Origin of the sequence: Pantoea sp. CCBC3-3-1 (genome assembly GCF_007981265.1) — a bacterium.
Lineage (GTDB): Bacteria > Pseudomonadota > Gammaproteobacteria > Enterobacterales > Enterobacteriaceae > Erwinia.
In genome coordinates, this window is sequence record NZ_CP034363.1 from 54,159 (window position 1) to 77,162 (window position 23,004).

A 23,004-nucleotide genomic window follows, 5' to 3' on the forward strand; every position below is an offset into this window, starting at 1 on the left:
TCGCTCCAGTGCCTCAGGGGGCCATCTTCAGGTCGGCCAGGCGCACCAGACCATCCGGCCAGGCTTTAAAGCCGGTCAGTTTTTTGCTCATACCAAAGATGCGCGGTTCGAAATAGAGCCAGGCAATCGGCATGTCGTTTTGCAGCTGCTTCACCACTTTGTCGTACAGTGCCTGGCGGGCAGCCTTGTCATTGGTCTGACGCGCTTCGGTCAGCCACCGATCGACCTGCGGATTGCTGTAACGTCCATCGTTCAGCGTGCCTTTGCTGTTGATAAACGAGAAGATGCTGCCGTCAGGATCGGGGCGGCCAGACCAGCCCGAAAGACTGAGCTGATAGTCGCCACGCTGCTGGCGGTCGAGCAGAGAAGCAAACTCGCTCATTTGCAGATTCACATTAAAACCGGCTTCGCTCACCATTGCCTGAATCACCTGACCCACCTGCTGTGAAGTGGGATTATTGGTCACCAGCAGCGTCACGTTGAGCGGCGTTTTAACCCCGGCTGCGGCCAGCAACGCTTTGGCTTTTTCCACATCGCGTGGCGGAATGGGCAGATTGACATGGTAAGGACTGACCGGAGAGAACGGCTGATTAGCGGGCGTGTACTGACCTTCGAATGCCACCTGGTTCAGCGCCTCGCGGTCAATCGCCAGAGAGAACGCCTCACGCACCCGCGCATCTTTCGCGAACGGATTATTGGGATCCACTTTCCCGTTGGCGATATTAAAAGTGATGCCCTGATAGCCCAGGCCGGTAACTTTCGCGAGGCTCAGGCGGCTGTCCGCCTCCACGGTTTTCACATCGCTGGCGGCGATGCCTTCGGTGAGATCAAGATCGCCGGATCGCAGATTGGCGAGGCGTACCGACGCATCCGGAATGGGTAAAAACACCACTTTATCGAAGTGGTAGGCGGTTTTGTTCCAGTAATGATCAAAGCGTTTTAGCACGATACGGTCCTGCTGCACGCGGCTTTCAAACTGATAAGGGCCGGAACAGACCGGATGAGTCGCGAAGTCGGGTTTTGCGGCGGCTTTCGGTGCCAGCATCGCACCCGCACGATCGGTTAGCTGGCTGAGCAGCGCGGCATCGGGCGTTTTCAGATGGAAAATGACCTGTGACGGCGAGGCCACCTCGACCGAGGCGACAGAAGAGATTTCGCTTTTACGCAGCGAACCCGGCAGCGTTAGCGCGCGCTCAATATTGAATTTCACCGCATCAGCATCAAATTTTTCGCCATCCTGAAAGGTAACGCCCTGACGCAGGTTCATGGTCAGCGTTTTGCCGTCATCGCTCCACTTCCAGTCGGTTGCCAGGCCCGGCACGATCTGTAATTTTTCATCCACGTCCACCAGGCGGTCACACAGAGCGGCAAACACAAAGCGACCATAATAGGTTCGTGCCAGGTGTGGATCGAGCATATCCGGATCGGCGCCCAGCCCGATACGCAGCGTGCTTTCCGCCTGCGCCTGCAAACTTCCCATCAGCATCATGCCGCCAAGGGCGGCGAATAAAGTGTGGCGTACTTTCATGGCGTCACTTCTCCAGAGGGGGTTAATGATTGTTGTTTTACTGCCTGTTCAAACAGCGCGCGGCGCTGCAAAAAAGCGGCTGATGGCGGCGTCACAATAATGACGCTGCGATCCCGATTGATCTCCTGCCAGCGATGGCAGGCGATGCGACGACCGCCGGCAATAATCTGTTGAACGGGTTCGAACTGGCGGCATTCGTCGCGAACGTGCGGACAACGGGTATGAAAACGACAGCCGCTGGGCGGGTTCGCGGGATTCGGCAAGTCACCCTGTAATACGGGGAGGGTTCGCGCTGCACCAGGCTGTAGTCTGGGGGCTGATGCGATCAGGGCCTGGGTATAAGGATGCAGTGGCGTATCAAAGATTTCGTCGACGGTTGCCAGCTCAATAATCTGGCCGAGATACATCACGGCGACGCGATCGCTCATATGGCGGATTACCCCCAGACCGTGCGCGACAACGATCATCGTCAGGCCAAACTGCTGTTTCAGGCTTTCCAGCAGGTTGACCACCTGAGCCTGCACCGAAACATCCAGCGCCGAAACCGGCTCGTCACCCAGCAGCAGTTTCGGGCCTGAAGCCAGCGCACGGGCAATGCCAATACGCTGACGCTGGCCGCCGGAAAACTCATGCGGATAGCGGCGCGCCCACGCTGCCGGCAAGCCTACCGTTTGCAGCAGATCGATGACTTTTTCCTGACGTTGGCGCCCTGATAGCGACTCATGCAGCCACAGCGGCTCGCCAACGATGCGCTCAACGGTCATGCGGGGATTAAGGGAAGCGAACGGGTCCTGAAAAATAATCTGTAGCTCGCGACGCAGCTGGTTCAGGCGCTCGCCGCTGGCTTTGGTAATCTCTTCACCCTGATAAAATACCTCTCCCTGAGAAGGCGCAAGCAGGCGGAGCAGCAGGCGACCCAGCGTTGATTTCCCGGAACCGGACTCGCCGACAATGGCCAGCGTTTCACCGGGCATGACCTGGAGCGAGATGCGGTCAACGGCCGTGACCTGCGGATTGCGCCTGAACAGGCGGGTGGGGCCGGCAAAGGTTTTGCTTAAATCGGTGCATTCAAGGATTGGCAGGGTCATGCAATCTCTCCCAAAGTGACATGCTGCTCTAACGGTGCGCGGAAGCAGGCCACCTGATGACGGGGACCGAAGGCCTCCAGGGCAGGTTTCTGCTGATGGCAGCGCTTTTCGGCAAACGGACAGCGCGTGGCAAAGCGGCAGCCTTTCGGCATCTTTTCCGGCAGCGGTACGGCACCGGGGATCGTGGCCAGCGTGGCGGTGCGCGCTTCTGCGCTGGGAATGGAACCCATCAGACCGATGGTGTAAGGGTGCTGCGGATCGTTAAAAATTTCCGCCACGTCACCCATCTCCACAACCTGCCCGGCATACATCACCGCGACGCGCTGCGCGACTTCCGCTACCACCCCCAGATCGTGGGTAATCATCAGCACCGCCGTGCCGGTTTCTTCTTTGAGCGTGTTAAGCAGCGCCAGAATCTGTGCCTGAATGGTCACATCCAGCGCGGTAGTGGGTTCGTCGGCAATCAGCAGCTTTGGCCGGTTGATCAGCGCCATCGCGATCATCACCCGCTGACGCATCCCGCCGGAAAGCTGGTGGGGATATGCCTTCAGACGCATTTCTGCGGCCGGGATCTGCACTTTTTCGAGGATTGCCAGCGCCACTTCCATTGCTTCACGACGACTGATACCACGATGGCGCATTACGGCCTCGCTAAGCTGATCGCCTAACGTAAACGCAGGGTTTAGGGAGGTCATCGGCTCCTGAAAAATCATCGCCAGCTGATTACCACGAATATCGGCATACTCCCGCGCGCTCAGCTTTTGCACGTCGTTGCCGAGAAAGGTGATGTCACCCTGTTTGATCTCTGCGCTGTCCGGCAGCAGGCCCATCAGTGCCAGCGAGGTAATGCTTTTGCCGCAGCCGGATTCGCCGACCAGCGCCAGCGTTTCTCCGGCATGCACCTGAAGAGAAATGCCGTCGAGTACGCTGACCGGCGAGCCCTTAAACTGCACGTGAAGCTGGCTGAGTGCCAACACGGAACCTGTTGCGGTCATAACGACTCCTCTTTGCCGTTGCTGATGGCTTCGATCAATGCCTGTTGTAGCGCCAGTAAATGTTCATGCATGGCGGCGGCGGCATCATTTGGCTGGCGATCGGTGATGTACTGCACCAGAAGCTGGTGATGATTGTCATAGCTGTCCAGCCGGTCGGCAGTACGCGCCAGTACGCGCAGGTGCTGCCAGCTGGGTTCCCGGCGAACCGCATCGATGGCATCAAACAGCCCCAACATCAGACGATTACCGGCCGCTTCGGCGATGGCGCGATGGAAAGCGCTATCCCACAGCTCATGCTGGTCGCCATCGCCTAACGAGATGTTTTGCATCCGTTCCAGCAGACGCTGCATCAGCGCAATTTGCTCACGGCTGGCCCGCTGCGCTGCCAGTCGGGCCAGACCGGGTTCAAGCTGGAGACGCGCCTCCATCACTTCCAGCAGATTCGACTGCTGTGGCAAATCCTGTAGCACCAGCGGCTGAACCGGTGCGGCAGGGCCAACGAAGGTGCCTTTACCCTGTTTACGCCAGATCCGGCCTTCTTCTTCCAGCACGTCCAGCGCTCTGCGGATTTCACGGCGGCCTACGTTAAAGCGTTCGGCCAGTTCACGCTCGGTTGGCAGCGGTTTGCCGGGCTGCGTATCCCGCTGCTGAATCAGCTGACGAAGCTTTTCCAGCGCCGAGCTGGAGTTAGCGATTTCTGGCATTTCCATATCGTGTTCGCTTATCTGAGTGCTAAAAACAGGCCGCCAGCAAACGGCGCGGCAGGCGGATTTTGATTAACAAGGAGGAGCAAGAAGCGAACCAATATTTGATTGGTTCAGGAAAAAGCGGCGCGTTATCTTTTAATTAATTGAATCCAGAGGTAATTAATTTCATCGCCTCTCTATGTCGTACCGATAGTGAAAGACGTGGGTGCCTGCTTATGGTGCGCTTCGCGCTCTGACGATGCACCGCGCGCTTAACGAGTGAAAATATTTCATGATCGAAGTCGGTCACTTGCTGTAACCGTTACCAACTCAGGCCAGGCTTGACGCGGCCTGCGTACGCATAACCTTTCCACAAGTTGACTTAAAAGCAAGCCTGAAAAATAGTCAAAAAATAGAACACAAGTCACACGATTTGCGTCCATACTAAGGGTCCTGGCGTTTCCCTGCGCTGCCTTACTAAGCTCCCAGGTTGCTGTCCGCCAGCATTAGGAACCTGAGCTTCAGGTTCTCCTCTCTGGTCCTTCACACTAGTGATTTTATGAGGAGTGCTCTATGGAAATTAAAGATCCAATGGGTGAGTTGTTGTCCAGTCTTGAGCATATTGTGTTAACGCGTGAAGTCATCCAGGCCGCTCCCGCATTAAAGGGTGAAGTGTTGATGCCCGAACCAAAACGCATACGGGAAATTACCGGTATGGAAGTTGATGAGTTTGCCCTGGCAATGGGCGTGAGTGTTTCGTCGGTTAAGAGTTGGGAAGCGAAGCGCAGCAAACCTTCGCGCAGTGCTCAGAAGTTAATGTTACTGATCCAATCTAATCCTTGTCTCAGCAGAGAGCTGCTGTGATAGTAAAGAAAAACCCGCCATCTGGCGGGTTTTATGTTTTAATGTTTACAATTCCGCCTTGCCCCGACCGATGCAATTCTTTACCCTACGCCGCTTTGCCCAACAGGGGACAGCCACATGCAGGTTAAAGGCCTGGCAGCAAAATCTGCCACTACTTCTCTCGAATCTTTTGAATTCCAACGCCGTGAGCTTCAGGCTGGCGATGTGCACATCGATATTCATTACTGTGGCGTCTGCCATTCCGATCTGCATATGGCGCGCAATGAGTGGGGCGTCAGCGAGTTTCCGCTGGTTCCCGGCCATGAAATCGTAGGCCGTGTCCTGAGCACCGGCAGCAACGTCACCGCTTTTAAAGCGGGCGATCTGGTCGGTGTAGGCGTGATGGTGGACGCCTGCGGCCACTGTTCACAGTGCAACCAGGGCGAAGAGCAGTACTGCGAAGCTGGCTTTACCGCGACCTATAACGGTGAAGAAAAAGTCATCGGCGGCAAAACCTTTGGCGGCTATTCCGAGAGCATTGTCGTTGACAGCAAGTTTGTCGTTAACGTGCCGGAAAATCTGGAACTGAGCGCCGTCGCGCCTCTGCTGTGCGCAGGCGTCACCACCTGGTCGCCGCTGAAGCACTGGAACATCCAGCCAGGCCAGCGCGTAGGCGTAATTGGTCTGGGCGGTCTGGGCCATATGGCGGTAAAACTGGCAAGCGCGCTGGGTGCTGAAGTGGTGCTGTTCACGACTTCTCCGGCTAAAGGTGCCGATGCGCTGCGTCTGGGAGCCAGCAAAGTTGTGGTTTCAAAGGATAATGAGCAAATGGCCGCCGAAGCCAACAGCCTCGATTTTATCCTTGACTGCGTAGCTGCGCCGCACGATCTGGATCCGTACCTCAACACGCTGAAAACCAATGGCCATCTGGTGCTGGTGGGTATTCCTGACGCGCCGCATCAGTCGCCAAACGTCACGCCAATCGTGTTTAAGCGCCTGAGCATTTCCGGCACATCAATCGGCAGCATTCAGGAAACGCAGCAGATGCTGGATTTCTGTGGCGAACACAACATTGTGTCGGATGTGGAAGTGATCCGCATGGATGAGGTGGAAACTGCGTTTGAGCGCATGCTGAAAGGCGACGTGAAGTATCGCTTCGTGATCGATATGAAAGCGGATCAGCGCGGCTAAAAACCAAAAAAGTGCATGCTCAGGGAGCATGCACCCTCCGTAAAGAAGCAAAAAGCGCCATCTGTGGCAGCTCAACACGGGCCGTCCATGGCCCGTGATGCTTTGCTTCAGGCGTATACTTCTCTCGGCTTCAGGTTTATCAGCCGTCGGAAAAGCCTTACTGCAACAACGAAATATCCGCTACCTGCAGGAACAGCTCGCGCAGTTTCGCCAGCAGCGTCAGACGGTTGATCCGCACCGCATTGTCGTCTGCGTTTACCATCACCTTCTCAAAGAAGTTATCAACGGCAGTACGCAGCTGCGCCAGCTCGATCAGCGCATCCTGATAACGACCTTCCGCAAAGTAAGGTGCCAGCTTGCTGCTGAGTGCTGAGACATACGTTGCCAGCTGGATCTCTTCATTTTCCTTCAGCAGAGACGCCTGCACGCTGTCGTTTAGCGTCTCGCTGGATTTCGCCAGGATATTGGAAACACGCTTGTTGGCGGCGGCCAGCGTTGCGGCTTCCTCCAGCGTACGGAAGTGAGAAACCGCCTTCATACGCGCGTTGAAATCCGCCGGACGAGTAGGGCGACGAGCCAGTACGGCCTGGATAGTATCCACGCTGTGACCTTCTTCCTGATACCAGGTGCGGAAACGACCCAGCATGAAATCGATCACTTCATCGACCACGTTGGCGTTACTCAGCTTGCTGCCGTACAGGCGAACCGCTTCTTCGGTCAGCGTTTGCAGATCGAGTTGCAGGTTCTTCTCGACGATAATACGCAGCACGCCCAGCGCGGCGCGGCGCAGAGCAAACGGGTCTTTATCGCCTTTCGGATGCTGGCCGATACCGAAGATGCCGGCAAGGGTATCCATTTTGTCGGCAATCGCCAGCGCGCAGGCTACCGGGTTAGAAGGCAGATCGTCACCGGAAAAACGCGGCTGATACTGCTCGTTCAGCGCCACGGCCACGTCTTCTGCTTCGCCATCGTGACGCGCATAGTGCATGCCCATCACGCCCTGGGTGTCGGTAAATTCGAACACCATATTGGTCATCAGGTCGCATTTGGACAGCAGGCCAGCACGGGTTGCATGATTGACGTCCGCACCAATCTGTCCGGCAATCCACCCCGCCAGCGCCTGGATACGGTCGGTTTTGTCGCGTAGCGTACCCAGCTCTTTCTGGAACAGCACGGTTTCAAGACGCGGCAGATTATCTTCCAGACGTTGTTTACGGTCTGAGTTGAAGAAAAACTCGGCATCGGCCAGCCGTGGACGAACCACTTTCTCGTTACCGGAAATAATCTGCTGAGGATCTTTCGACTCAATGTTGGTCACAAAGATGAAGTTTGGCAGCAGCTTGCCGGCGTCGTCATAGACCGGGAAGTATTTCTGATCGCCCTTCATGGTGTAAACCAGCGCTTCGGCCGGTACCGCCAGGAATTTCTCCTCAAACTTCGCCGTTAATACCACCGGCCATTCAACCAGCGAGGCGACTTCTTCCAGCAGGCTGTCGCTCAGGTCAGCGTGTCCGCCAATCTGGCGTGCGGCCGCTTCGGCATCGGCTTTGATCTGCGCTTTACGTGCTTCAAAGTCTGGCTGCACTTTACCGCGCTCCAGCAGGATTTGCGGATACTGGTCAGCGTTGTCGATAGTGAGTTCCGGCTCGCCCATAAAGCGGTGACCGCGGATTGTGCGGGCAGAGTCGATACCTAAAATCTTAGCCGGGATGCTTTCGTCGCCCAGCAGCAGCGTAACGGTATGGACCGGACGCACAAACTGCACGTCGGAATCGCCCCAGCGCATCAGTTTCGGGATGGGCAGCTTCGCCAGTGACGTCGCGATCATGGCTGGCAGCAGCGACTGCGCGCTTTCACCCTTCATATGAGCGCGATACAGCAGCCATTCGCCTTTGTCGGTGCTCAGACGCTCGGCCTGCTCAACGGTAATGCCGCAGCCGCGCGCCCAGCCTTCGGCAGCTTTGGTTGCCACGCCGTTGGCATCAAACGCAGCGGCAATCGCCGGGCCGCGTTTTTCGACTTCGCGATCTGGCTGCGCAGCGCTCAGACTGGCGACTTTCAACGCCAGACGGCGCGGGGCAGCGTACCAGGTGACGTCGCCATGGGTCAGGCCCGCAGCATCCAGTTCGGCGGTAAAGTTAGCGGCAAAAGATTCGGCCAGATTACGCAGCGCCTTTGGCGGCAGCTCTTCGGTGCCGATCTCCACCAGGAAAGTTTTTTCAGTCATGGCTGCCTCTTATTTTGTTTTGCACATCGGGAAGCCCAGCGACTCACGCGACGCATAGTAGGCTTCAGCCACGGCTTTAGTCAGGGTACGAATACGCAGGATATAGCGTTGACGCTCGGTCACGGAAATCGCTTTACGCGCGTCCAGCAGGTTAAACGTATGACCCGCTTTCAGAATACGCTCGTAGGCTGGCAGCGGCAGCGGCGTTTCCAGCTCCAGCAGGCTTTTCGCTTCTTTCTCGTACTGCTCGAAGCAGCTAAACAGGAAATCGACGTCGGCGTGTTCGAAGTTATAGGTGGACTGCTCCACTTCGTTCTGATGGAACACGTCGCCGTAGGTGGTTTTCCCCAGCGGGCCGTCGCTCCAGACCAGATCGTAGACGCTGTCCACGCCCTGGATGTACATTGCCAGACGCTCCAGGCCGTAAGTGATTTCGCCGGTAACCGGTTTACATTCCATGCCGCCAACCTGCTGGAAATAGGTAAACTGCGTCACTTCCATGCCGTTCAGCCAGACTTCCCAGCCCAGGCCCCATGCGCCCAGCGTTGGGTTTTCCCAGTTATCTTCCACAAAACGGATATCGTGGATGGTCGGATCCATACCCAGCTCTTTGAGCGAGTCGAGGTAAAGCTCCTGAATATTGTCAGGTGAAGGCTTAATCATCACCTGGAACTGATAGTAATGCTGCAGGCGGTTCGGGTTCTCGCCATAGCGACCGTCGGTAGGACGACGGGAAGGCTGCACATAGGCCGCCGCCATTGGCTCCGGGCCGATAGCGCGCAGGCAGGTCATTGGGTGAGACGTTCCCGCACCCACTTCCATGTCCAGAGGCTGCACAATGGTGCAGCCCTGGCGTGCCCAGTAATCCTGTAAGGTCAGGATCAGCCCCTGAAATGTCTTGGTATCAAACTTTTGCATGTTGTTTTCGCACGCGATACGGTTTTAAAAGTGGGCGTCAGTATACCCTTTGACCGTCGGTTAGTCAGCCCGATGTTGGCTGAAGGCACTGTACCCACAGCAAAATGCCACAGGCTGTTTCCATCTTGCCCGTGTTCTTGCCTGAAATAGTCAGCGCCTTGCGTTTTACAGTGGGTAAGCCACTCGTTTACCGGATGGAAGTTTTATGTCGATAGAAAGTTCCCCGCCCAGCGCGGCTACATAGCGTTTGAGAGTGGACAGGCGCGGGTCATTATCAACACGTTCCATACGGGCTACGGCAGGTTGTTTAACGCCCAGCGCTATGGCGAGTGCAGTTTGTGAAATTTGCAGCTCTTCACGCATTTGCGCGAGAGTGATTTCGCGGATCATTTCTTCGGCGCGAACCTCGATTTTGGCCCGGCGTTCTGGACTTACCTCTTTCAGTAGTTCATCTAAAGTTGCCATTATCAAACTCCAGTCTTGCCAGATGAGCTTTGTATTCAGCATCGGCTATTTTGATGTATTTTTTATAAAATTTTCGGTCGCCTGTCTTGTCGCCAGCACAAAGGAAAATAGCCTGGCGGACCGGGTCAAATGCGAACAGCGCTCTGATCGGTCTGGCCTCAAATGAAAGGCGTAACTCCTTCATATTTGCATATTTAGAGTCGTTTAAAGTGTCTACCAGTGGCCGTCCAGTCATCGGACCTTCTTTTCGCAATACGATAAATGCAGATAAAATCTCGTCTTGCAAATCCTCTGATTGTTCATGGAACCACCTGTCAAATCGCGCGGTCGTGATGATTTCCCACATGATCGTCCCTGATCGTAGATTATAACGTTTTAGTTATAACCTAAGTTATAATGAATTCGTTATAATTTCAAGGCGAGGTTGTTGAACATTCCGCGCCCGGCTACCCTCTGATACGCGTTAATGCGAGCAGAGGATGAAATGAAGGAAAAGATTGTCTGGATAGATAATTTACGTGCGGTGGCCTGCCTGATGGTGATTATGATCCATACCACCACCTGGTACGTGACGAACGCTCCCGCCATTGGCGAGCATACCTGGGATTTATCCAACCTGCTGAATTCCGCCTCACGCGTCTGCGTGCCGATCTTTTTTATGATCTCCGGCTACCTGTTCTTCGGTGAACGCAGCGCGCAGGGACGTCATTTTCTGCGCATTGTGCTGTGCCTGCTGTTTTACAGTACGGTGGCGCTGCTTTATATCACCTGGCTAACGCCAATCAGTCAGAGCATCTCCATCCGGCTGCTGTTACAGAAACCTGTGTTCTATCATTTGTGGTTCTTCTTCGCCGTAATCGCTATTTACCTGCTTTCGCCGCTCATCCAGGTAAAAAACGTCCGGGCAGGCTATCTTGCGGTGGTCACGCTGGTGCTGGCGGTGCTGGCGAATCCCAACACGGTCGAGCGGTCTGTCGGCCATTTTCAGTGGTTGCCGCTGAATCTCTATATCAACGGCGACAGCTTCTATTACGTACTGTACGCGCTGTTCGGGCGAGCGATTGGCATGATGGATACCGATAAACGAGGCGTTAGCTGGCTGGCGGGAGCGGTATTTATCGCCTGTGTCGCGGGTATTGCGATGGGCACTAAAAAGCAGATGGCCATTAACGGTGCGTTTGCCGATACCTGGTATCTCTACTGCGGGCCGGTGGTTTTTGTTGCTGCGGTCAGTCTGGTGATTGTTTTCAAAAATGCGCTTAATCAGCGAATTTTACCGTTCTTTGGCCTTATTTCGCGTAATTCCCTGCCCATTTACGGTTTTCACGCGTTGTTTATCCACTTCATGCGTACTCACCATCTTGATCACACCGCCCGGCCGCTGCTGGATATTCCGCTGGTTTTCACGATTACGCTGCTGGGCAGCCTGCTGCTGTCGCTGGCGCTGCGCAAAGCCGACAGGCACCATTTTATCAGCTAGTTATCAGCCCGGGTGCTGGCCACTATGCCAGCGCGCCATAGCCCATCACCTCAAGCAGATGACGGGCCTGCTGTACCGCATCCTGCCGGTGCGCGATGCCCATTTTCTGATAAAGATTACGGATGTGCGTTTTGATGGTGGTGGCCGCTACGTCCAGTTCCCCGGCTATCTGCTCGTTGCTGTATCCCGAGTAGATTAGCCCCAGCACCTGCCATTCCCGCTGGGTTAGCGGGCTGGTGCGGATCAGCTCCGGCACCTGCGGATGGGTCAGCAGTTTCGAGACAAACCCCTCGTCAAAATGGGCGAACTTATGGCGATGATGCTGATTTAATTCGCGCAGGATCTGCTGCGCTCGTCGTTGTTCCAGCTCCGGCAGCAGGTTCAGCTGTAGCAACTGCCTCAGCTGCTGCGCCATCATCTCGCCTTCAAGCACGAAATGGCTGATAAAACCGGTGCGGTTGGCCAGGCCCAGCGCTTCAATCAATACGCGTTGCGCGTCGCTTTTTCTTCCCGTTTGCCAGTACAGCAGGTTGCTCAGCAGCAGATTACGGTTCAGATCGCTGATCAGGTGCAGCTGGCGCGCATCGCTGTTTAGCTCGTCCAGCACAACTTCCGCCTCGCTGAACTGCTCCAGCAGAATTTGTACCCGCGCAATCGTCCGCCACTGGCCCTGCTGAAAATGATTGTCCGCCATGCCGGGCTTGCGCGCCTGCTGCAACCAGCGCCGCGCGGCGATTTTATTGTCGGTAAGCTGCCAGTAAATCACCCGAATTTTATCGGTGTTGGTGATCCAGTCGATGTGGTATTGGCCGGTTTTCATCAGCTCTTCGCAACGTTGCAAATAGTGTTGCGCGTTATCAAGCTGGCCGCGAGCGAGCGCGCACTTAGCCAGCATGGCCAGGCACTGTAGCTGCTGCTGAGGCTGAAAGTTGCTTAACACTTCCAGTCCCTGGCGAGCGGCATTCTCTGCGTCGTCCAGCCTTGACCATGACCAAAGTACCTGAGAACGCAGGCGCAGAAGAAACTCGTGCATCGGCAGCTGTTCAAGGTGCTGCTCATGCACCAGTTCGAATGCGCGATCCTGCATCTCGAAGGCGGCCTGTAAAAATCCCTGTGCAATCAGAATTTCACTCTGCTGCAACAGCGCCCAGAGCGCGTAATGATAAACCTGATAGCGTCTGGCAATCTGCTCGGTCTGCTGCATCAGCGGCAGAGCGCGAGCAAAATCGCCTTTGCAGTGCTGAATTTCTCCCGTTACCGACGTGGCAACAATGCGGCTGTAGTAGCTGTCATGCGGTAAAAAACGCAGCGCTTCCGTAGCCAGCCGTCCGGCTTCTTCCTGACGGCCATCATTAATGGCAACCTGTGCGCGAAGGGCATTAAATTCGGCAGCAAGATCCTGCGTCATTGACATATCTCTGCGCTGCATTTCGCTTTCCGCCCGGCAGAGCAACGCATCGACTTCGGCATAGCGATGCTGGCTTTGCACCAGCCAGGCCTGCAACAGCACCAGTTTGGGATTGACGATAAGCTGGTCGTAACGCAACGCGTTCAGACACTCTTCCAGCAGGGCCAGCTCGCTTTGGTTGAACAGCGACCAGGCGTGCTGTAGCAGGATATTACGCAGCAGGGCGGTATCTTCCGCGCCTAAAGCGTGATGAATGGCCTCGGCCGGAAAGCCCTGAGCCAGCCAGCCTTCTGCGGCAGCCCGGTGAATTTCAGGCAGCGCGGAGGCCAGCTCCCACTGGCAGCGCTGACGCAAAAAAGAGGCGAAGAGAGGATGGAAATTAAACCACTCGCCGGTATCGTCCATACGATGAATAAACAGCCCCTGGCTTTCGAGCGCCTCCAGACGCTGCTGCCCGTTATCGCTGCCGGTCAGGTGGACAATTAACGCATCGTTCATCGAGCGCAGCAGAGAGCAGCGCAGCAGAAAATCACGTGTGGGCGCATCGACTCGATCCAGCACCTCTTCCACCAGATATTGTGATAAATGGCTGGCATTCAGACCGGCCAGCTTGCGGGCAGACTGCTGGGTAGACTGGAGTGCGGGCGTGGAGGACTGGCTGGCGGAAAGCGCGATCAGCTGGAGTGCGGTTGCCCAGCCAGCAACATCATCACAGAGCCGGTTGCTGTCGCTTTTGTCTATCGACTCTTTCAGCCGACAGTCGAAAAACTGTTGGGTTTCGCTGTGGGTAAAAGCCAGCTCGGAGACGATTAATTCAAGCAGCTGGCCTCGCACGCGTAAATTGGCGATGCCCAGCGGAGGCAGGGTACGTGAGAGCAGCAGCAGGGAAAAATTTTCAGGCTGATGGCGTAAAAAAAAGCGCATTCCTTCATGAATATCCCCATTCGAAATCAGATGATAGTCATCAATCACCAGCGTTAACGGCTGATGCCACTCGGCAAGTTCGACAAACAGCTGGGCAAACAGCGCGTTCAGATTGGCATATTGATGCTTCTGGCTTAAGGCTTCGCTTTTCACACAGTGGCCGCCGGTAGCCTGCTGAATGGCCGCGATCAGATAGCTGGCGAAACGCTCCGGCTGGTTGTCGCTCTCATCCAGCGAATACCAGCCCAGCGCGTTTTTCCCCGCTGCCCAGTGCGCTACCAGCGTCGTTTTGCCATAGCCTGCCGGGCTGGTCACCAGCGTCAGTCGATGTTCCGGCACGGCGGCAAGCCGGGTCAGTAAACGTTCGCGTACCACCGTATCTTGCAGCCGCATCGGACGGCTCAGTTTCGAAGGGATAAGCATAGTTTTCGGTTCTTATGAGGGTTGTCAGCGGGTCGGCTAATTATTTCAAAGCCCGTAATTAATCAATTTTTCTAAAGTCCGCCTCCAACGTATTGATTGCAAGCAAGATACGCTTTTATGTTGCATTTAGTCGTACTTCGTCACATTTTTCAAAATACGCATGCCTTATCCAAAATCGAACGGCAGCATCCTTCCCCTACGCCCCGTTTCTCCTCCCTGGCTAATCCCTGCCGGGAGGATGCTCAGCGCTGCATGAATCGGCAGCATGATGGCTATTTATGGACCATGAGGGGTAGTCATGCAGGCTCAATTCAATCAAACAACGTTCCTGTCCGCGCTGGATCGCCAGTGGCAAGGATTTGGTCTGCGTCAGGCGCAGGAAATGACGCAGCATCAATGGTGGCAGGCGGTCAGCGCTGCGCTGGCCGAACAGTTAAACGCCCTGCCTGCGGTTGCTCCGGCCACGCCGCAGCGGCATGTTAATTACCTTTCAATGGAGTTCCTGATTGGTCGACTGACGGCCAATAACCTGAGCAATCTTGGCTGGTTTGAGCAGGTCAGTGCGCTCCTGAAACAGCAGGGGGTTGAACTGAGCGATCTGCTTGAGCAGGAGGTCGATCCCGCGCTGGGAAATGGCGGGCTGGGACGATTAGCCGCCTGTTTTTTGGATTCGATGGCGACCGTCGGCCAGCCTGCTATTGGCTATGGGCTGAATTACCAGTATGGCCTGTTCCGCCAGTCTTTCAGCGAAGGTACGCAGCAGGAAGCGCCAGACCGCTGGCATCGCGAGGCGTATCCCTGGTTCCGACAGCATCGTTCGCTGACCGTCAATGTCGGTTTCGGCGGCAAGCTGATTAAAGAGGCAAAAGGCGGCGAGCGCTGGCAACCTGCGTTCTCATTAAAAGGCGAGGCAAGCGACCTGCCGGTAGTCGGTTATCAAAATGGCATTACTCAGCCGCTGCGCCTGTGGCAGGCGAGCGCCATGTACCCTTTCGATCTCGCTCTCTTTAACGACGGTGAATTCCTGAAGGCTGAGCGGCACGGAATTGAAGCGGAGAAGCTGACTAAAGTGCTTTATCCGAACGATAATCACCAGCCGGGCAAGCGCCTGCGCCTGATGCAGCAATATTTTCAGTGTGCCTGCTCAGTAGCGGACATTCTGCGTCGCCATCACGCACTCGGGCGAAAAATTGAAGATTTGCCGCAGTTTGAGGTCATTCAGCTAAACGATACCCATCCGACTATCGCCATCCCGGAACTGCTGCGCATTTTACTGGATGAACATCAGCTCGACTGGGATCGGGCCTGGTCGATTGTCAGCCGCACTTTCGCCTATACCAACCACACGCTGATGCCGGAAGCGCTGGAGTGCTGGGATGAAAAACTGATGCGCAGCCTGCTGCCGCGTCATTTCTCGCTGATTAAACAGATTAACGCACGTTTCAAAAAGCAGGTGGAGAAGCGCTGGCCAAATGATGCCAGCGTCTGGGATAACGTCGCCATCCATCATAACCAGCAGGTGCGAATGGCTAATCTGTGCGTGGTCAGTGGGTTCGCCGTCAATGGCGTTGCCGCGCTGCATTCCGATCTGGTGGTGAAAGATCTGTTTCCCCATTATCACCAGCTGTGGCCGGAAAAATTCCATAACGTCACCAACGGCATCACGCCGCGTCGCTGGCTGAAACAGTGTAATCCTGCGCTCGCTGCGCTTGTCGACAGCAAACTAAATGCTGAATGGGTAACGGATCTCGACGCGTTGAAAGGGCTGGAGGCTTTTGCCGACGATAAGCATTTTCAGCAGCGCTATCGGCAAATCAAGCGTGAAAACAAGCAAAGGCTGGCAGCGTATGTACAGCGAACGATGGGGATCACGCTGAATACGGAGGCGATATTTGATGTGCAGATCAAACGCCTGCATGAGTACAAACGTCAGCACCTGAATTTGCTGCATATTCTCTCGCTTTATCGTCAGCTTCGCGACAATCCGCAGCTCGAAACCGTTCCGCGCGTTTTCCTGTTCGGGGCAAAGGCCGCCCCCGGTTATTACCTGGCAAAAAACATTATCTATGCCATCAACAAAGTGGCGGAAAAAATTAACCAGGACCCGCGGATTGGCGACCGTCTGAAGGTGGTCTTTATTCCTGATTACAAAGTCTCGGTGGCTGAACTGATGATCCCGGCAGCCGACGTATCAGAACAAATTTCTACCGCAGGTAAGGAAGCTTCCGGCACCGGCAATATGAAGCTGGCGCTAAACGGCGCGATCACGGTTGGCACGCTCGACGGTGCGAACGTGGAGATTGCTGAACAGGTAGGCAGTGAACATATTTTTATCTTCGGCCATAGCGTGGATGAAGTAAAAGCGCTGCTCCACAAAGGCTACAAGCCGCTGAGCGTGCGTAAAAAAGATAAGCATCTCAATAGCCTGCTGACCGAGTTGGAAAACGGCTTTTTCAGCGACGGTGACAAAGAGGCGTTCAAACCGATGCTGGATAGCCTGCTTGACGGCGGCGACCCTTATTTAGTGCTGGCGGACTTTGCCGGTTATTGCGCTGCACAGCGGCAGGTGGATGCGCTGTATGGCGATCCGCAGCAGTGGACTCGCAGCACCATTCTGAATACGGCCAGAGTAGGGATGTTCAGCTCGGACCGGGCGATCCGTGACTATCAACAGCGGATCTGGCAGGCGAAGCGCTAAGGGGTGCATATGGAAGAGAACGTACTGGAGCAGGCCGCCACCGAGGCGGGCATCGCTTCCGGTTTTATTAACGCTCACGGCAAGCCGCAGCCGATCTCCGCAGAAACCCGGCGCGAGCTGTTAAAAGCGATGGGCTGGAGCGTTGAACGCCGACAGACGGCAAGGCCAGTGCCGACGGTAAAAGTGTTTATCAGCGGCGGACGCTTTGCGTTGCCGGTCGAGGGAGAAGGCGAGTATCACTGGCATTTTTGCCAGGAGCAGGGTGCAACGCGACACGGCAGAGTCAACGGCAACATGACGCTGGCACTGCCGGAAAACCTGCCGATGGGCTATCACCTTCTGACGCTGACCCGCGCCGGGCAAAGCTGGGAATGCCGGATCGTTGTGGCACCAAAACGCTGTTACGAACCGGACGCTTTGCTGGCGGGTAAAAAACTCTGGGGCGTCTGTGTTCAGCTTTATACGCTGCGCTCGGCGCATAACTGGGGCATCGGCGACTTCGGTGACCTGTCCTTGCTGGTGGAGAATATTGCCGCCCGGGGCGGTGCCTTTGTCGGCCTTAACCCTATCCATGCGCTCTGTCCGGGTGACCCTGAAGCAGCCAGCCCGTACAGTCCTTCATCCCGCCGCTGGCTGAACATCATTTATATTGATGTCAGCGCGGTGACAGACTTTCGCTTAAGCGCAGCCGCACAGCGTTGGTGGCTTTCTGCTGAGACGCAGCAGGCCGTTCGGGCGGCGCGGGAAACTGACGAGGTCGATTATACCCAGGTGATGGCGTTGAAGCTGGCAGCGCTAAGGCTGGCGTGGCCGCAATTTCTTGGCCGTCACCCGCAGGATGCGGAACGACAGGCATTTTCCCACTTTATTGCACAGGGAGGCGAAAGCCTCTGGTTACAGGCCGCCTGTGACGCGCTGTACGCGCATTTTCTTCAGGAAAGCGGCCAGGCGCAGGGATGGAGCCAGTGGCCGGAAGCGTATCGCGACGCGCGTGGTCCGGCGGTCAAAGCCTTTTGTGAACAGCACGCGCTGGAGGTGGAGTTTTATCTCTGGCTGCAATGGCTGGCCGAAGCGCAGCTTGCACGCTGTTATCAGCTGAGCCGTCAGATGCCGATAGGTTTGTATCGCGATTTGGCCGTCGGCGTGGTGGCCTCGGGCGCTGAAACCTGGAGCGACGGCGAGCTTTACTGCCTGAAGGCGTCGGTGGGCGCCCCGCCGGATATCCTCGGGCCAAACGGGCAGGACTGGGATTTGCGGCCAATGGACCCCCGCACCCTGGTTGACCGTGCCTGTCAGCCTTTTATTGAGCTGTTGCGATCGAACATGATCCACTGTGGCGCTTTGCGGATCGATCATGTGATGGCGCTGCTGCGCCTGTGGTGGATCCCGGAGGGAGAGACGGCGGATAAAGGCGCTTACGTCCACTATCCGGTTGACGATTTATTGGCGATTCTGGCGCTGGAAAGCCAGCGGCATCGCTGCATGGTCATCGGCGAAGATTTGGGGACCGTGCCGCTGGAAATTGTCAGCAAGCTGCGCGAAGCCGGCATCTACTCCTGGAAAGTGCTCTGGTTTGAGCGCGATGCGCAGAACAGCTTTCGTGCTCCACAATCCTGGCCGCTTCAGGCGATGGCCACGCTGACCACGCATGATTTGCCGACGCTGCGCGGCTACTGGCAAAGCGACGATCTGGCGCTGGGAGAGAAGCTGGGTTTGTATCCTGATAAAGGGGTTTTACAGGCGCTTTATGCCGATCGGGCCAGCGCGCGTCAAAGCCTGCTCGACAGTTTGCATCAGTACGGCTGCATTCCTGCAACAAGTGAAAGGAAGGCGGAACTCACCTCGCTGACGCCCGCGATCCGTCTTGGTCTGCAACGCTATGTCGCCGACAGCGCCAGCGCGCTGCTCGGCTTGCAGCCCGAGGACTGGCTGGATATGCCAACGCCGGTTAACGTTCCCGGCACCAGCAGCGAGTACCCAAACTGGCGGCGTAAACTGACTTCGACGCTGGAAGCGATGTTTGCCGACCCTGAAGTGAACGCGTTAATCAGCGATGTGAACCACCGACGCCGTAAGGTATCGGTGAATTAGAAAAGGGTGGCCGAAAGGCCACCCTTTAGATTACTGACCAACTCAAAGCGCAAGCGACATGAGCCAGCACGGTATTACCCCTTCACGCCCCCGGCGGTTAACCCTCCCACCAGCCAGCGTTGTGCAAGCAAAAACACGGCCGTCACAGGAATGGCGGAGAGAATAGCGGCAGCGGCGAAATCGCCCCATAAATAGTTTTGCGGGTTGAGGTACTGCTGCATGCCGACCGCCAGCGTATAGCTGTTAACATCGCGCAGCAGCAGCGAAGCCACCGGCACTTCAGTAATGGCAGCGATAAACGACAAAATAAACACCACTGCCAGAATCGGCACCGAGAGCGGTAGCAGCACCAGCCGGAACGCCTGCCACGGCGTTGCGCCATCCAGCGCCGCCGCCTCTTCCAGCGAATTATCAATGGATTCAAAATAGCCTTTAATGGTCCAGACATGCAGGGCAATACCGCCCATATAGGCAAAAATCACGCCGCCGTGGGTATTCAGTCCAAGGAAAGGCAGATAGAGGCCAAGGCGGTCAAACAGGGCATAAAGCGCCACCAGCGACAGCACGGCAGGGAACATCTGAAAAATCAGCATGCCTTTCAGCAGCGTACTTTTACCGCGAAACTTTATGCGTGCAAAGGCGTAGGCGCAGGTGGTGGAAAGCGCCACGATACCGACGGCGGTTATCACCGCAATCTTCACCGAATTCCACAGCCAGAGCATCACCGGAAACGGCGGCGGGGTAATGCTGCCGTCATCATTGGTAATAGCGATACCCAGCGCCAGTTTCCAGTGATCCCATGAGAGGGTTTCCGGGATCAGGCTGCCGGTGGCAAAATTACCGGGCCGCAGCGAAATGGCAAAAACCATCAGCAGCGGAAACAGGATCAGGGCGATAAAGCCCAGCAGAAAAAGGTGCGTTATCAACAGTCTGATGCGCTGTGACTTCGGTTTTACCATCGCCATATTGCCTCCTCAATCAAATTTCATGCGGGATACTTTCAGGTTGATTATCGCCAGCGCGCCGACCAGCAGGAAAATCAGCGTGGCGATAGCGGCAGCCAGACCAAAATCCTGTCCGCCGCCGCCTTCAAAGGCGATGCGCCAGGTGTAGCTGACCAGTAAATCGGTATGGCCCGCAGGCGTCGTGGTGCCGATTCGATCGGGGCCGCCGTTGGTGAGCAGCTGGATCAGCACAAAGTTATTAAAGTTAAAGGCAAAGCTGGCAATCATCAGCGGCGTAAGCGGCTTGATCAGCAGCGGCAGCGTGATCAGGAAAAAGTTTTGTATGGGCGTTGCGCCGTCCATTGCCGACGCCTCATAAAGATCGTCGGGAATGGCTTTTAACAGCCCCATACACAAAATCATCATATAGGGGTAGCCCAGCCAGGTGTTGACGATAATCAGCATGGTTTTCGCGGTCAGCGGATCGCTAAACCAGGCGGGCTTGATGCCGAACAGGCTGCCGAGGAGAAGGTTGATTTCGCCAAAGCTCTGGTTAAATAAGCCTTTGAAAATCAGTATTGAGATAAAAGCAGGGACGGCGTAGGGCAGGATCAGCAGCATGCGGTAAACCGCTTTGCCTTTCAGCGCATCCCACTGCACTACGCACGCCAGTACCATCCCGACCGCAGTCGTAAGTACCACCGTCAGTAGAGAAAAAATCACCGTCCAGACAAAAATCGACAGGAACGGTTTCTGGATCCCCTCATCCTGAAAGACGCGCAGAAAGTTTTTCCAGCCAATGCCGACGGTAAAGCCGGGACTGAGCACTTCCGCATCCGCCGACTGATAAAAGCCGGTGCGCATATCAGGCTGATAAACTTTCCCGTTCTGGATATTGGTCAGCTGTTTGCCATCCTTTCCCAGCTGATAAAGCGGCTGGGTGCCGGAAAACTGCCGCAGCGAGCTCATTCGCAGCAGCGTGCCATCAGGCAGCTGTGCAGCCAGCTGGCCCAGCGCCTGACGATTTTGCGTCACGATCCGCAGTCCCGCTTTTTCACCCGTCGGCGCGGCCTGTTTTGTCATGGTCAGCGTTTGCGGCGCATCAGGCGTAAAGGCGAAAGGTGGCGAGACCAGTACGTCGCCGTTTTCAGGCGAGATTAGCGTCAGCCGCCATTTTTCACCTGTCGGCCAGAGCGCAAAATTCCAGGCTTTATCCGCACGAAACTGCCTTTCCAGCAGGACGCTTTGTGCCCGTTCGAAGGTCATTTGATGCAGACTGCTGTAGTTGGTAAACGCGATGACAATAGTGCAAACCAGCGGGAACAGCACAAACAGCGCCATACCGGCCAGGCCCGGATAGATATAGCGCCAGGTATAGGCGCGGCGATTGCCATAGATAAACAGACCCAGGCCGGAAAGTACCAGCGTGAGCATGGCGAAAAGGTATTCTCCCCGCGCGTACATCAGCACGATTAAGTAGCCGGCCAGCAGGGCAAAAAGAGTGATGACAGCGCCGCCGGGCGCGCGGCGTAGCAGCGATCTTCTGTCAGAACGGCGAGGGTGAGCCAGAGGCATGGCGCTATCCTTTTCGAGAGGGAGCAGCCGTTAAAGGCTGCCCCTTATTCAGCAGAGGCGAAGGTTATCGGGTAAGGCGTGTTTCGACATCTTTCAGCGCCTGCGGCACGGTCTGACGACCGTTAACGGCGTTGACGATCGCGCTGCGCTCGGCATACCAGAATGCACTCATTTGCGGGATGTTCGGCATGATTTCGCCGTTTTTCGAGTTAGTCATGGTGGCAGCAATACGTGGATCCTGCTCCAGCTTCGCCTGATAAGATTTCAGCGCCACGGCACCGAGCGGCTTGTCTTTATTTACCATCGCCAGCCCCTCATCGGTAATCAGATAATTTTCCAGAAACTCTTTCGCCAGCTCTTTGTTTGGGCTGGCGGCGTTGATGCCTGCGGTCAGCACGCCGACAAAGGGTTTGGATGGCTTACCGTGGAAGGTGGGCAGAACCGCCACGCCATAGTTGATTTTGCTTTTATCAAGGTTGGCCCAGGCCCAGGGGCCGTCGATAGTCAGCGCCGTCTGGCCTTTATTAAAGGCCGCTTCGGCAATCGAATAATCGGTATCGGCGTTGATATGTTTGTTTTTCACTAAATCAACGATGAACTGTAGGCCAGCCAGCGAACCGGCATTATTGACGCCGGTATTTTTGATATCGTATTTGCCGTCGACATATTTAAAGGCGTAGCCGCCATCAGCCGCAATCACCGGCCAGGTAAAATAGGGCTCCTGAAGATTCCACATGATGGCGCTTTTACCTTTGGCACGCAGCGTTTTATCCAGCGCCGGAATTTCTTCCCAGGTCTCAGGCGCTTCTTTAATCAAATCTTTGTTGTAAATCAGCGAGAGGGATTCCACCGCCACCGGATAACCAATCGGCTTGCCGTTAAAGGTCACCGCATCCCAGGTGAACGGGAACAGTTTGTCCTTAAATGCCGGGTCAGGGCTCACTTCAGCCACCAGGCCAGACTGGGCATAGCCGCCAAAACGGTCATGCGCCCAAAAAATGATATCGGGGCCATCGCCGGTCGCGGCCACCTGGGGATACTTCTCTTCCAGCTTGTCAGGATGCTCAACCGTGACCTTGATACCCGTATCCCGTTCAAACTTTTTCCCTACTTCCGCCAGGCCGTTATAGCCCTTGTCGCCGTTGATCCAGATCACCAGCTTTCCTTCCTCGATTTTGGCGAAGGCGGCAGGCGAGAGCGCCAGTGTAGCCAGCGCCGATAGCGCCATGGTGTTTTTTGCGATGTTTTTGATACTGAGCATGAGCGAATCCTTATACCTGTAAGCCGTAGGTTTCTTCACGTCGCAGACGGAAAAGAGGGTCGGGCCAGTGTGCGTTCCGCTGGCTTCGGCTTCATCCTCCTCCAGCCTACGCCCCCGGTCTTCAAACTGTGACTTCGCCTGCACGGGCGCGGACCAATGACTGCTGCTTCACAAAATCAGTCCGCGTTTTTTGCAACAGGGATCACGAAATTGTGCTTTCAGCGACGGGATGGGCCCGCGAGTCGCGTTTCTCCTCCTC

General features: G+C 55.8%; 17 protein-coding genes. 5 read left to right on the forward strand and 12 right to left on the reverse strand.

Annotated elements, in window-relative coordinates; translation table 11 throughout:
* Positions 1 to 13 precede the first annotated feature (13 nt).
* From EHV07_RS00220 to EHV07_RS00235, 4 genes are read right to left on the reverse strand one after another with little or no spacing between them, the layout of a single operon-like run.
* Entirely contained in the window at positions 14 to 1,528 is a 1,515-nt protein-coding gene (locus tag EHV07_RS00220; protein ID WP_174822344.1) for an ABC transporter substrate-binding protein, read from the reverse strand.
* The gene (locus tag EHV07_RS00225) at positions 1,525 to 2,616 is read right to left on the reverse strand and encodes an ABC transporter ATP-binding protein (RefSeq protein ID WP_147193709.1); all 1,092 of its coding nucleotides are present in this window, start codon (positions 2,614 to 2,616) and stop codon (positions 1,525 to 1,527) included. Before EHV07_RS00225 ends, EHV07_RS00220 begins: the two co-directional genes overlap by 4 nt.
* Positions 2,613 to 3,611 carry an ABC transporter ATP-binding protein gene (locus EHV07_RS00230; RefSeq protein ID WP_147193711.1) on the reverse strand — a complete coding sequence of 333 codons (999 nt, stop codon included), beginning with the start codon at positions 3,609 to 3,611 and terminating at the stop codon, positions 2,613 to 2,615. The genes EHV07_RS00225 and EHV07_RS00230 overlap by 4 nt, the downstream gene beginning before the upstream one ends.
* Positions 3,608 to 4,321 (reverse strand): FadR/GntR family transcriptional regulator, encoded by a 714-nt coding sequence (locus EHV07_RS00235; RefSeq protein WP_147193713.1) that lies wholly within the window; start codon positions 4,319 to 4,321, stop codon positions 3,608 to 3,610. Before EHV07_RS00235 ends, EHV07_RS00230 begins: the two co-directional genes overlap by 4 nt.
* A 549-nt stretch (positions 4,322 to 4,870) precedes the next feature.
* Here EHV07_RS00235 and EHV07_RS00240 point away from each other — a divergent pair.
* Positions 4,871 to 5,161: an HTH-type transcriptional regulator gene (locus tag EHV07_RS00240; protein ID WP_147193715.1), complete on the forward strand. Its 291-nt coding sequence runs from the start codon at positions 4,871 to 4,873 to the stop codon at positions 5,159 to 5,161.
* A gap of 117 nt (positions 5,162 to 5,278) precedes the next feature.
* Positions 5,279 to 6,331 carry an NAD(P)-dependent alcohol dehydrogenase gene (locus EHV07_RS00245; RefSeq protein WP_147193717.1) on the forward strand — a complete coding sequence of 351 codons (1,053 nt, stop codon included), beginning with the start codon at positions 5,279 to 5,281 and terminating at the stop codon, positions 6,329 to 6,331.
* 157 nt (positions 6,332 to 6,488) lie between these two features.
* On the opposite strand, the gene glyS is transcribed toward EHV07_RS00245, so the two are convergent.
* From glyS to EHV07_RS00265, 4 genes are all read right to left on the reverse strand, one after another.
* Complete coding sequence (gene glyS, locus EHV07_RS00250) at positions 6,489 to 8,558, reverse strand: glycine--tRNA ligase subunit beta (RefSeq protein WP_147193719.1); 2,070 nt, start codon at positions 8,556 to 8,558, stop codon at positions 6,489 to 6,491.
* 9 nt (positions 8,559 to 8,567) lie between these two features.
* Positions 8,568 to 9,476: a glycine--tRNA ligase subunit alpha gene (gene glyQ / locus EHV07_RS00255; RefSeq protein ID WP_147193721.1), complete on the reverse strand. Its 909-nt coding sequence runs from the start codon at positions 9,474 to 9,476 to the stop codon at positions 8,568 to 8,570.
* Positions 9,477 to 9,641: 165 nt separating this feature from the next.
* Positions 9,642 to 9,941: a helix-turn-helix domain-containing protein gene (locus EHV07_RS00260; RefSeq protein ID WP_147193723.1), complete on the reverse strand. Its 300-nt coding sequence runs from the start codon at positions 9,939 to 9,941 to the stop codon at positions 9,642 to 9,644.
* Positions 9,925 to 10,287, reverse strand: coding sequence for a type II toxin-antitoxin system RelE/ParE family toxin (locus EHV07_RS00265; protein ID WP_147193725.1), 363 nt, complete (start codon positions 10,285 to 10,287; stop codon positions 9,925 to 9,927). Before EHV07_RS00265 ends, EHV07_RS00260 begins: the two co-directional genes overlap by 17 nt.
* Positions 10,288 to 10,425: 138 nt before the next feature.
* Here EHV07_RS00265 and EHV07_RS00270 point away from each other — a divergent pair, with 138 nt between their 5' ends.
* Positions 10,426 to 11,421, forward strand: a complete 996-nt coding sequence (locus EHV07_RS00270; RefSeq protein WP_147193727.1) for an acyltransferase — start codon at positions 10,426 to 10,428, stop codon at positions 11,419 to 11,421.
* A gap of 22 nt (positions 11,422 to 11,443) precedes the next feature.
* Here EHV07_RS00270 and malT read toward each other — a convergent pair whose 3' ends face one another.
* The gene (gene malT / locus EHV07_RS00275; protein ID WP_147193729.1) at positions 11,444 to 14,176 is read right to left on the reverse strand and encodes an HTH-type transcriptional regulator MalT; all 2,733 of its coding nucleotides are present in this window, start codon (positions 14,174 to 14,176) and stop codon (positions 11,444 to 11,446) included.
* 298 nt (positions 14,177 to 14,474) lie between these two features.
* Here malT and malP point away from each other — a divergent pair, with 298 nt between their 5' ends.
* Both malP and malQ read left to right on the forward strand, forming a co-directional pair.
* Complete coding sequence (gene malP, locus EHV07_RS00280; RefSeq protein ID WP_147193731.1) at positions 14,475 to 16,874, forward strand: maltodextrin phosphorylase; 2,400 nt, start codon at positions 14,475 to 14,477, stop codon at positions 16,872 to 16,874.
* A 9-nt stretch (positions 16,875 to 16,883) separates the two neighbouring features.
* Positions 16,884 to 18,965 (forward strand): 4-alpha-glucanotransferase, encoded by a 2,082-nt coding sequence (gene malQ, locus EHV07_RS00285; RefSeq protein ID WP_147193733.1) that lies wholly within the window; start codon positions 16,884 to 16,886, stop codon positions 18,963 to 18,965.
* Between the two features lie 74 nt (positions 18,966 to 19,039).
* Here malQ and malG read toward each other — a convergent pair whose 3' ends face one another.
* The 3 genes from malG to malE all read right to left on the reverse strand — a co-directional run bounded on the left by malG (position 19,040) and on the right by malE (position 22,745).
* Positions 19,040 to 19,930, reverse strand: coding sequence for a maltose ABC transporter permease MalG (malG, locus tag EHV07_RS00290; protein WP_147193735.1), 891 nt, complete (start codon positions 19,928 to 19,930; stop codon positions 19,040 to 19,042).
* A 9-nt stretch (positions 19,931 to 19,939) separates the two neighbouring features.
* Positions 19,940 to 21,484 (reverse strand): maltose ABC transporter permease MalF, encoded by a 1,545-nt coding sequence (gene malF, locus EHV07_RS00295; RefSeq protein WP_147193737.1) that lies wholly within the window; start codon positions 21,482 to 21,484, stop codon positions 19,940 to 19,942.
* Between the two features lie 64 nt (positions 21,485 to 21,548).
* Entirely contained in the window at positions 21,549 to 22,745 is a 1,197-nt protein-coding gene (malE, locus tag EHV07_RS00300; RefSeq protein WP_147193739.1) for a maltose/maltodextrin ABC transporter substrate-binding protein MalE, read from the reverse strand.
* Positions 22,746 to 23,004: the final 259 nt, after the last annotated feature.

What these genes read in the sequence shown, in the direction of transcription:
- EHV07_RS00220 (WP_174822344.1), bottom strand. Translation starts at nt 1,528, where the DNA reads ATGAAAGTACGCCACACTTTATTCGCCGCCCTTGGCGGCATGATGCTG.
- EHV07_RS00225 (WP_147193709.1), bottom strand. Translation starts at nt 2,616, where the DNA reads ATGACCCTGCCAATCCTTGAATGCACCGATTTAAGCAAAACCTTTGCC.
- EHV07_RS00230 (WP_147193711.1), bottom strand. Translation starts at nt 3,611, where the DNA reads ATGACCGCAACAGGTTCCGTGTTGGCACTCAGCCAGCTTCACGTGCAG.
- EHV07_RS00235 (WP_147193713.1), bottom strand. Translation starts at nt 4,321, where the DNA reads ATGGAAATGCCAGAAATCGCTAACTCCAGCTCGGCGCTGGAAAAGCTT.
- EHV07_RS00240 (WP_147193715.1), top strand. Translation starts at nt 4,871, where the DNA reads ATGGAAATTAAAGATCCAATGGGTGAGTTGTTGTCCAGTCTTGAGCAT.
- EHV07_RS00245 (WP_147193717.1), top strand. Translation starts at nt 5,279, where the DNA reads ATGCAGGTTAAAGGCCTGGCAGCAAAATCTGCCACTACTTCTCTCGAA.
- glyS (WP_147193719.1), bottom strand. Translation starts at nt 8,558, where the DNA reads ATGACTGAAAAAACTTTCCTGGTGGAGATCGGCACCGAAGAGCTGCCG.
- glyQ (WP_147193721.1), bottom strand. Translation starts at nt 9,476, where the DNA reads ATGCAAAAGTTTGATACCAAGACATTTCAGGGGCTGATCCTGACCTTA.
- EHV07_RS00260 (WP_147193723.1), bottom strand. Translation starts at nt 9,941, where the DNA reads ATGGCAACTTTAGATGAACTACTGAAAGAGGTAAGTCCAGAACGCCGG.
- EHV07_RS00265 (WP_147193725.1), bottom strand. Translation starts at nt 10,287, where the DNA reads ATGTGGGAAATCATCACGACCGCGCGATTTGACAGGTGGTTCCATGAA.
- EHV07_RS00270 (WP_147193727.1), top strand. Translation starts at nt 10,426, where the DNA reads ATGAAGGAAAAGATTGTCTGGATAGATAATTTACGTGCGGTGGCCTGC.
- malT (WP_147193729.1), bottom strand. Translation starts at nt 14,176, where the DNA reads ATGCTTATCCCTTCGAAACTGAGCCGTCCGATGCGGCTGCAAGATACG.
- malP (WP_147193731.1), top strand. Translation starts at nt 14,475, where the DNA reads ATGCAGGCTCAATTCAATCAAACAACGTTCCTGTCCGCGCTGGATCGC.
- malQ (WP_147193733.1), top strand. Translation starts at nt 16,884, where the DNA reads ATGGAAGAGAACGTACTGGAGCAGGCCGCCACCGAGGCGGGCATCGCT.
- malG (WP_147193735.1), bottom strand. Translation starts at nt 19,930, where the DNA reads ATGGCGATGGTAAAACCGAAGTCACAGCGCATCAGACTGTTGATAACG.
- malF (WP_147193737.1), bottom strand. Translation starts at nt 21,484, where the DNA reads ATGCCTCTGGCTCACCCTCGCCGTTCTGACAGAAGATCGCTGCTACGC.
- malE (WP_147193739.1), bottom strand. Translation starts at nt 22,745, where the DNA reads ATGCTCAGTATCAAAAACATCGCAAAAAACACCATGGCGCTATCGGCG.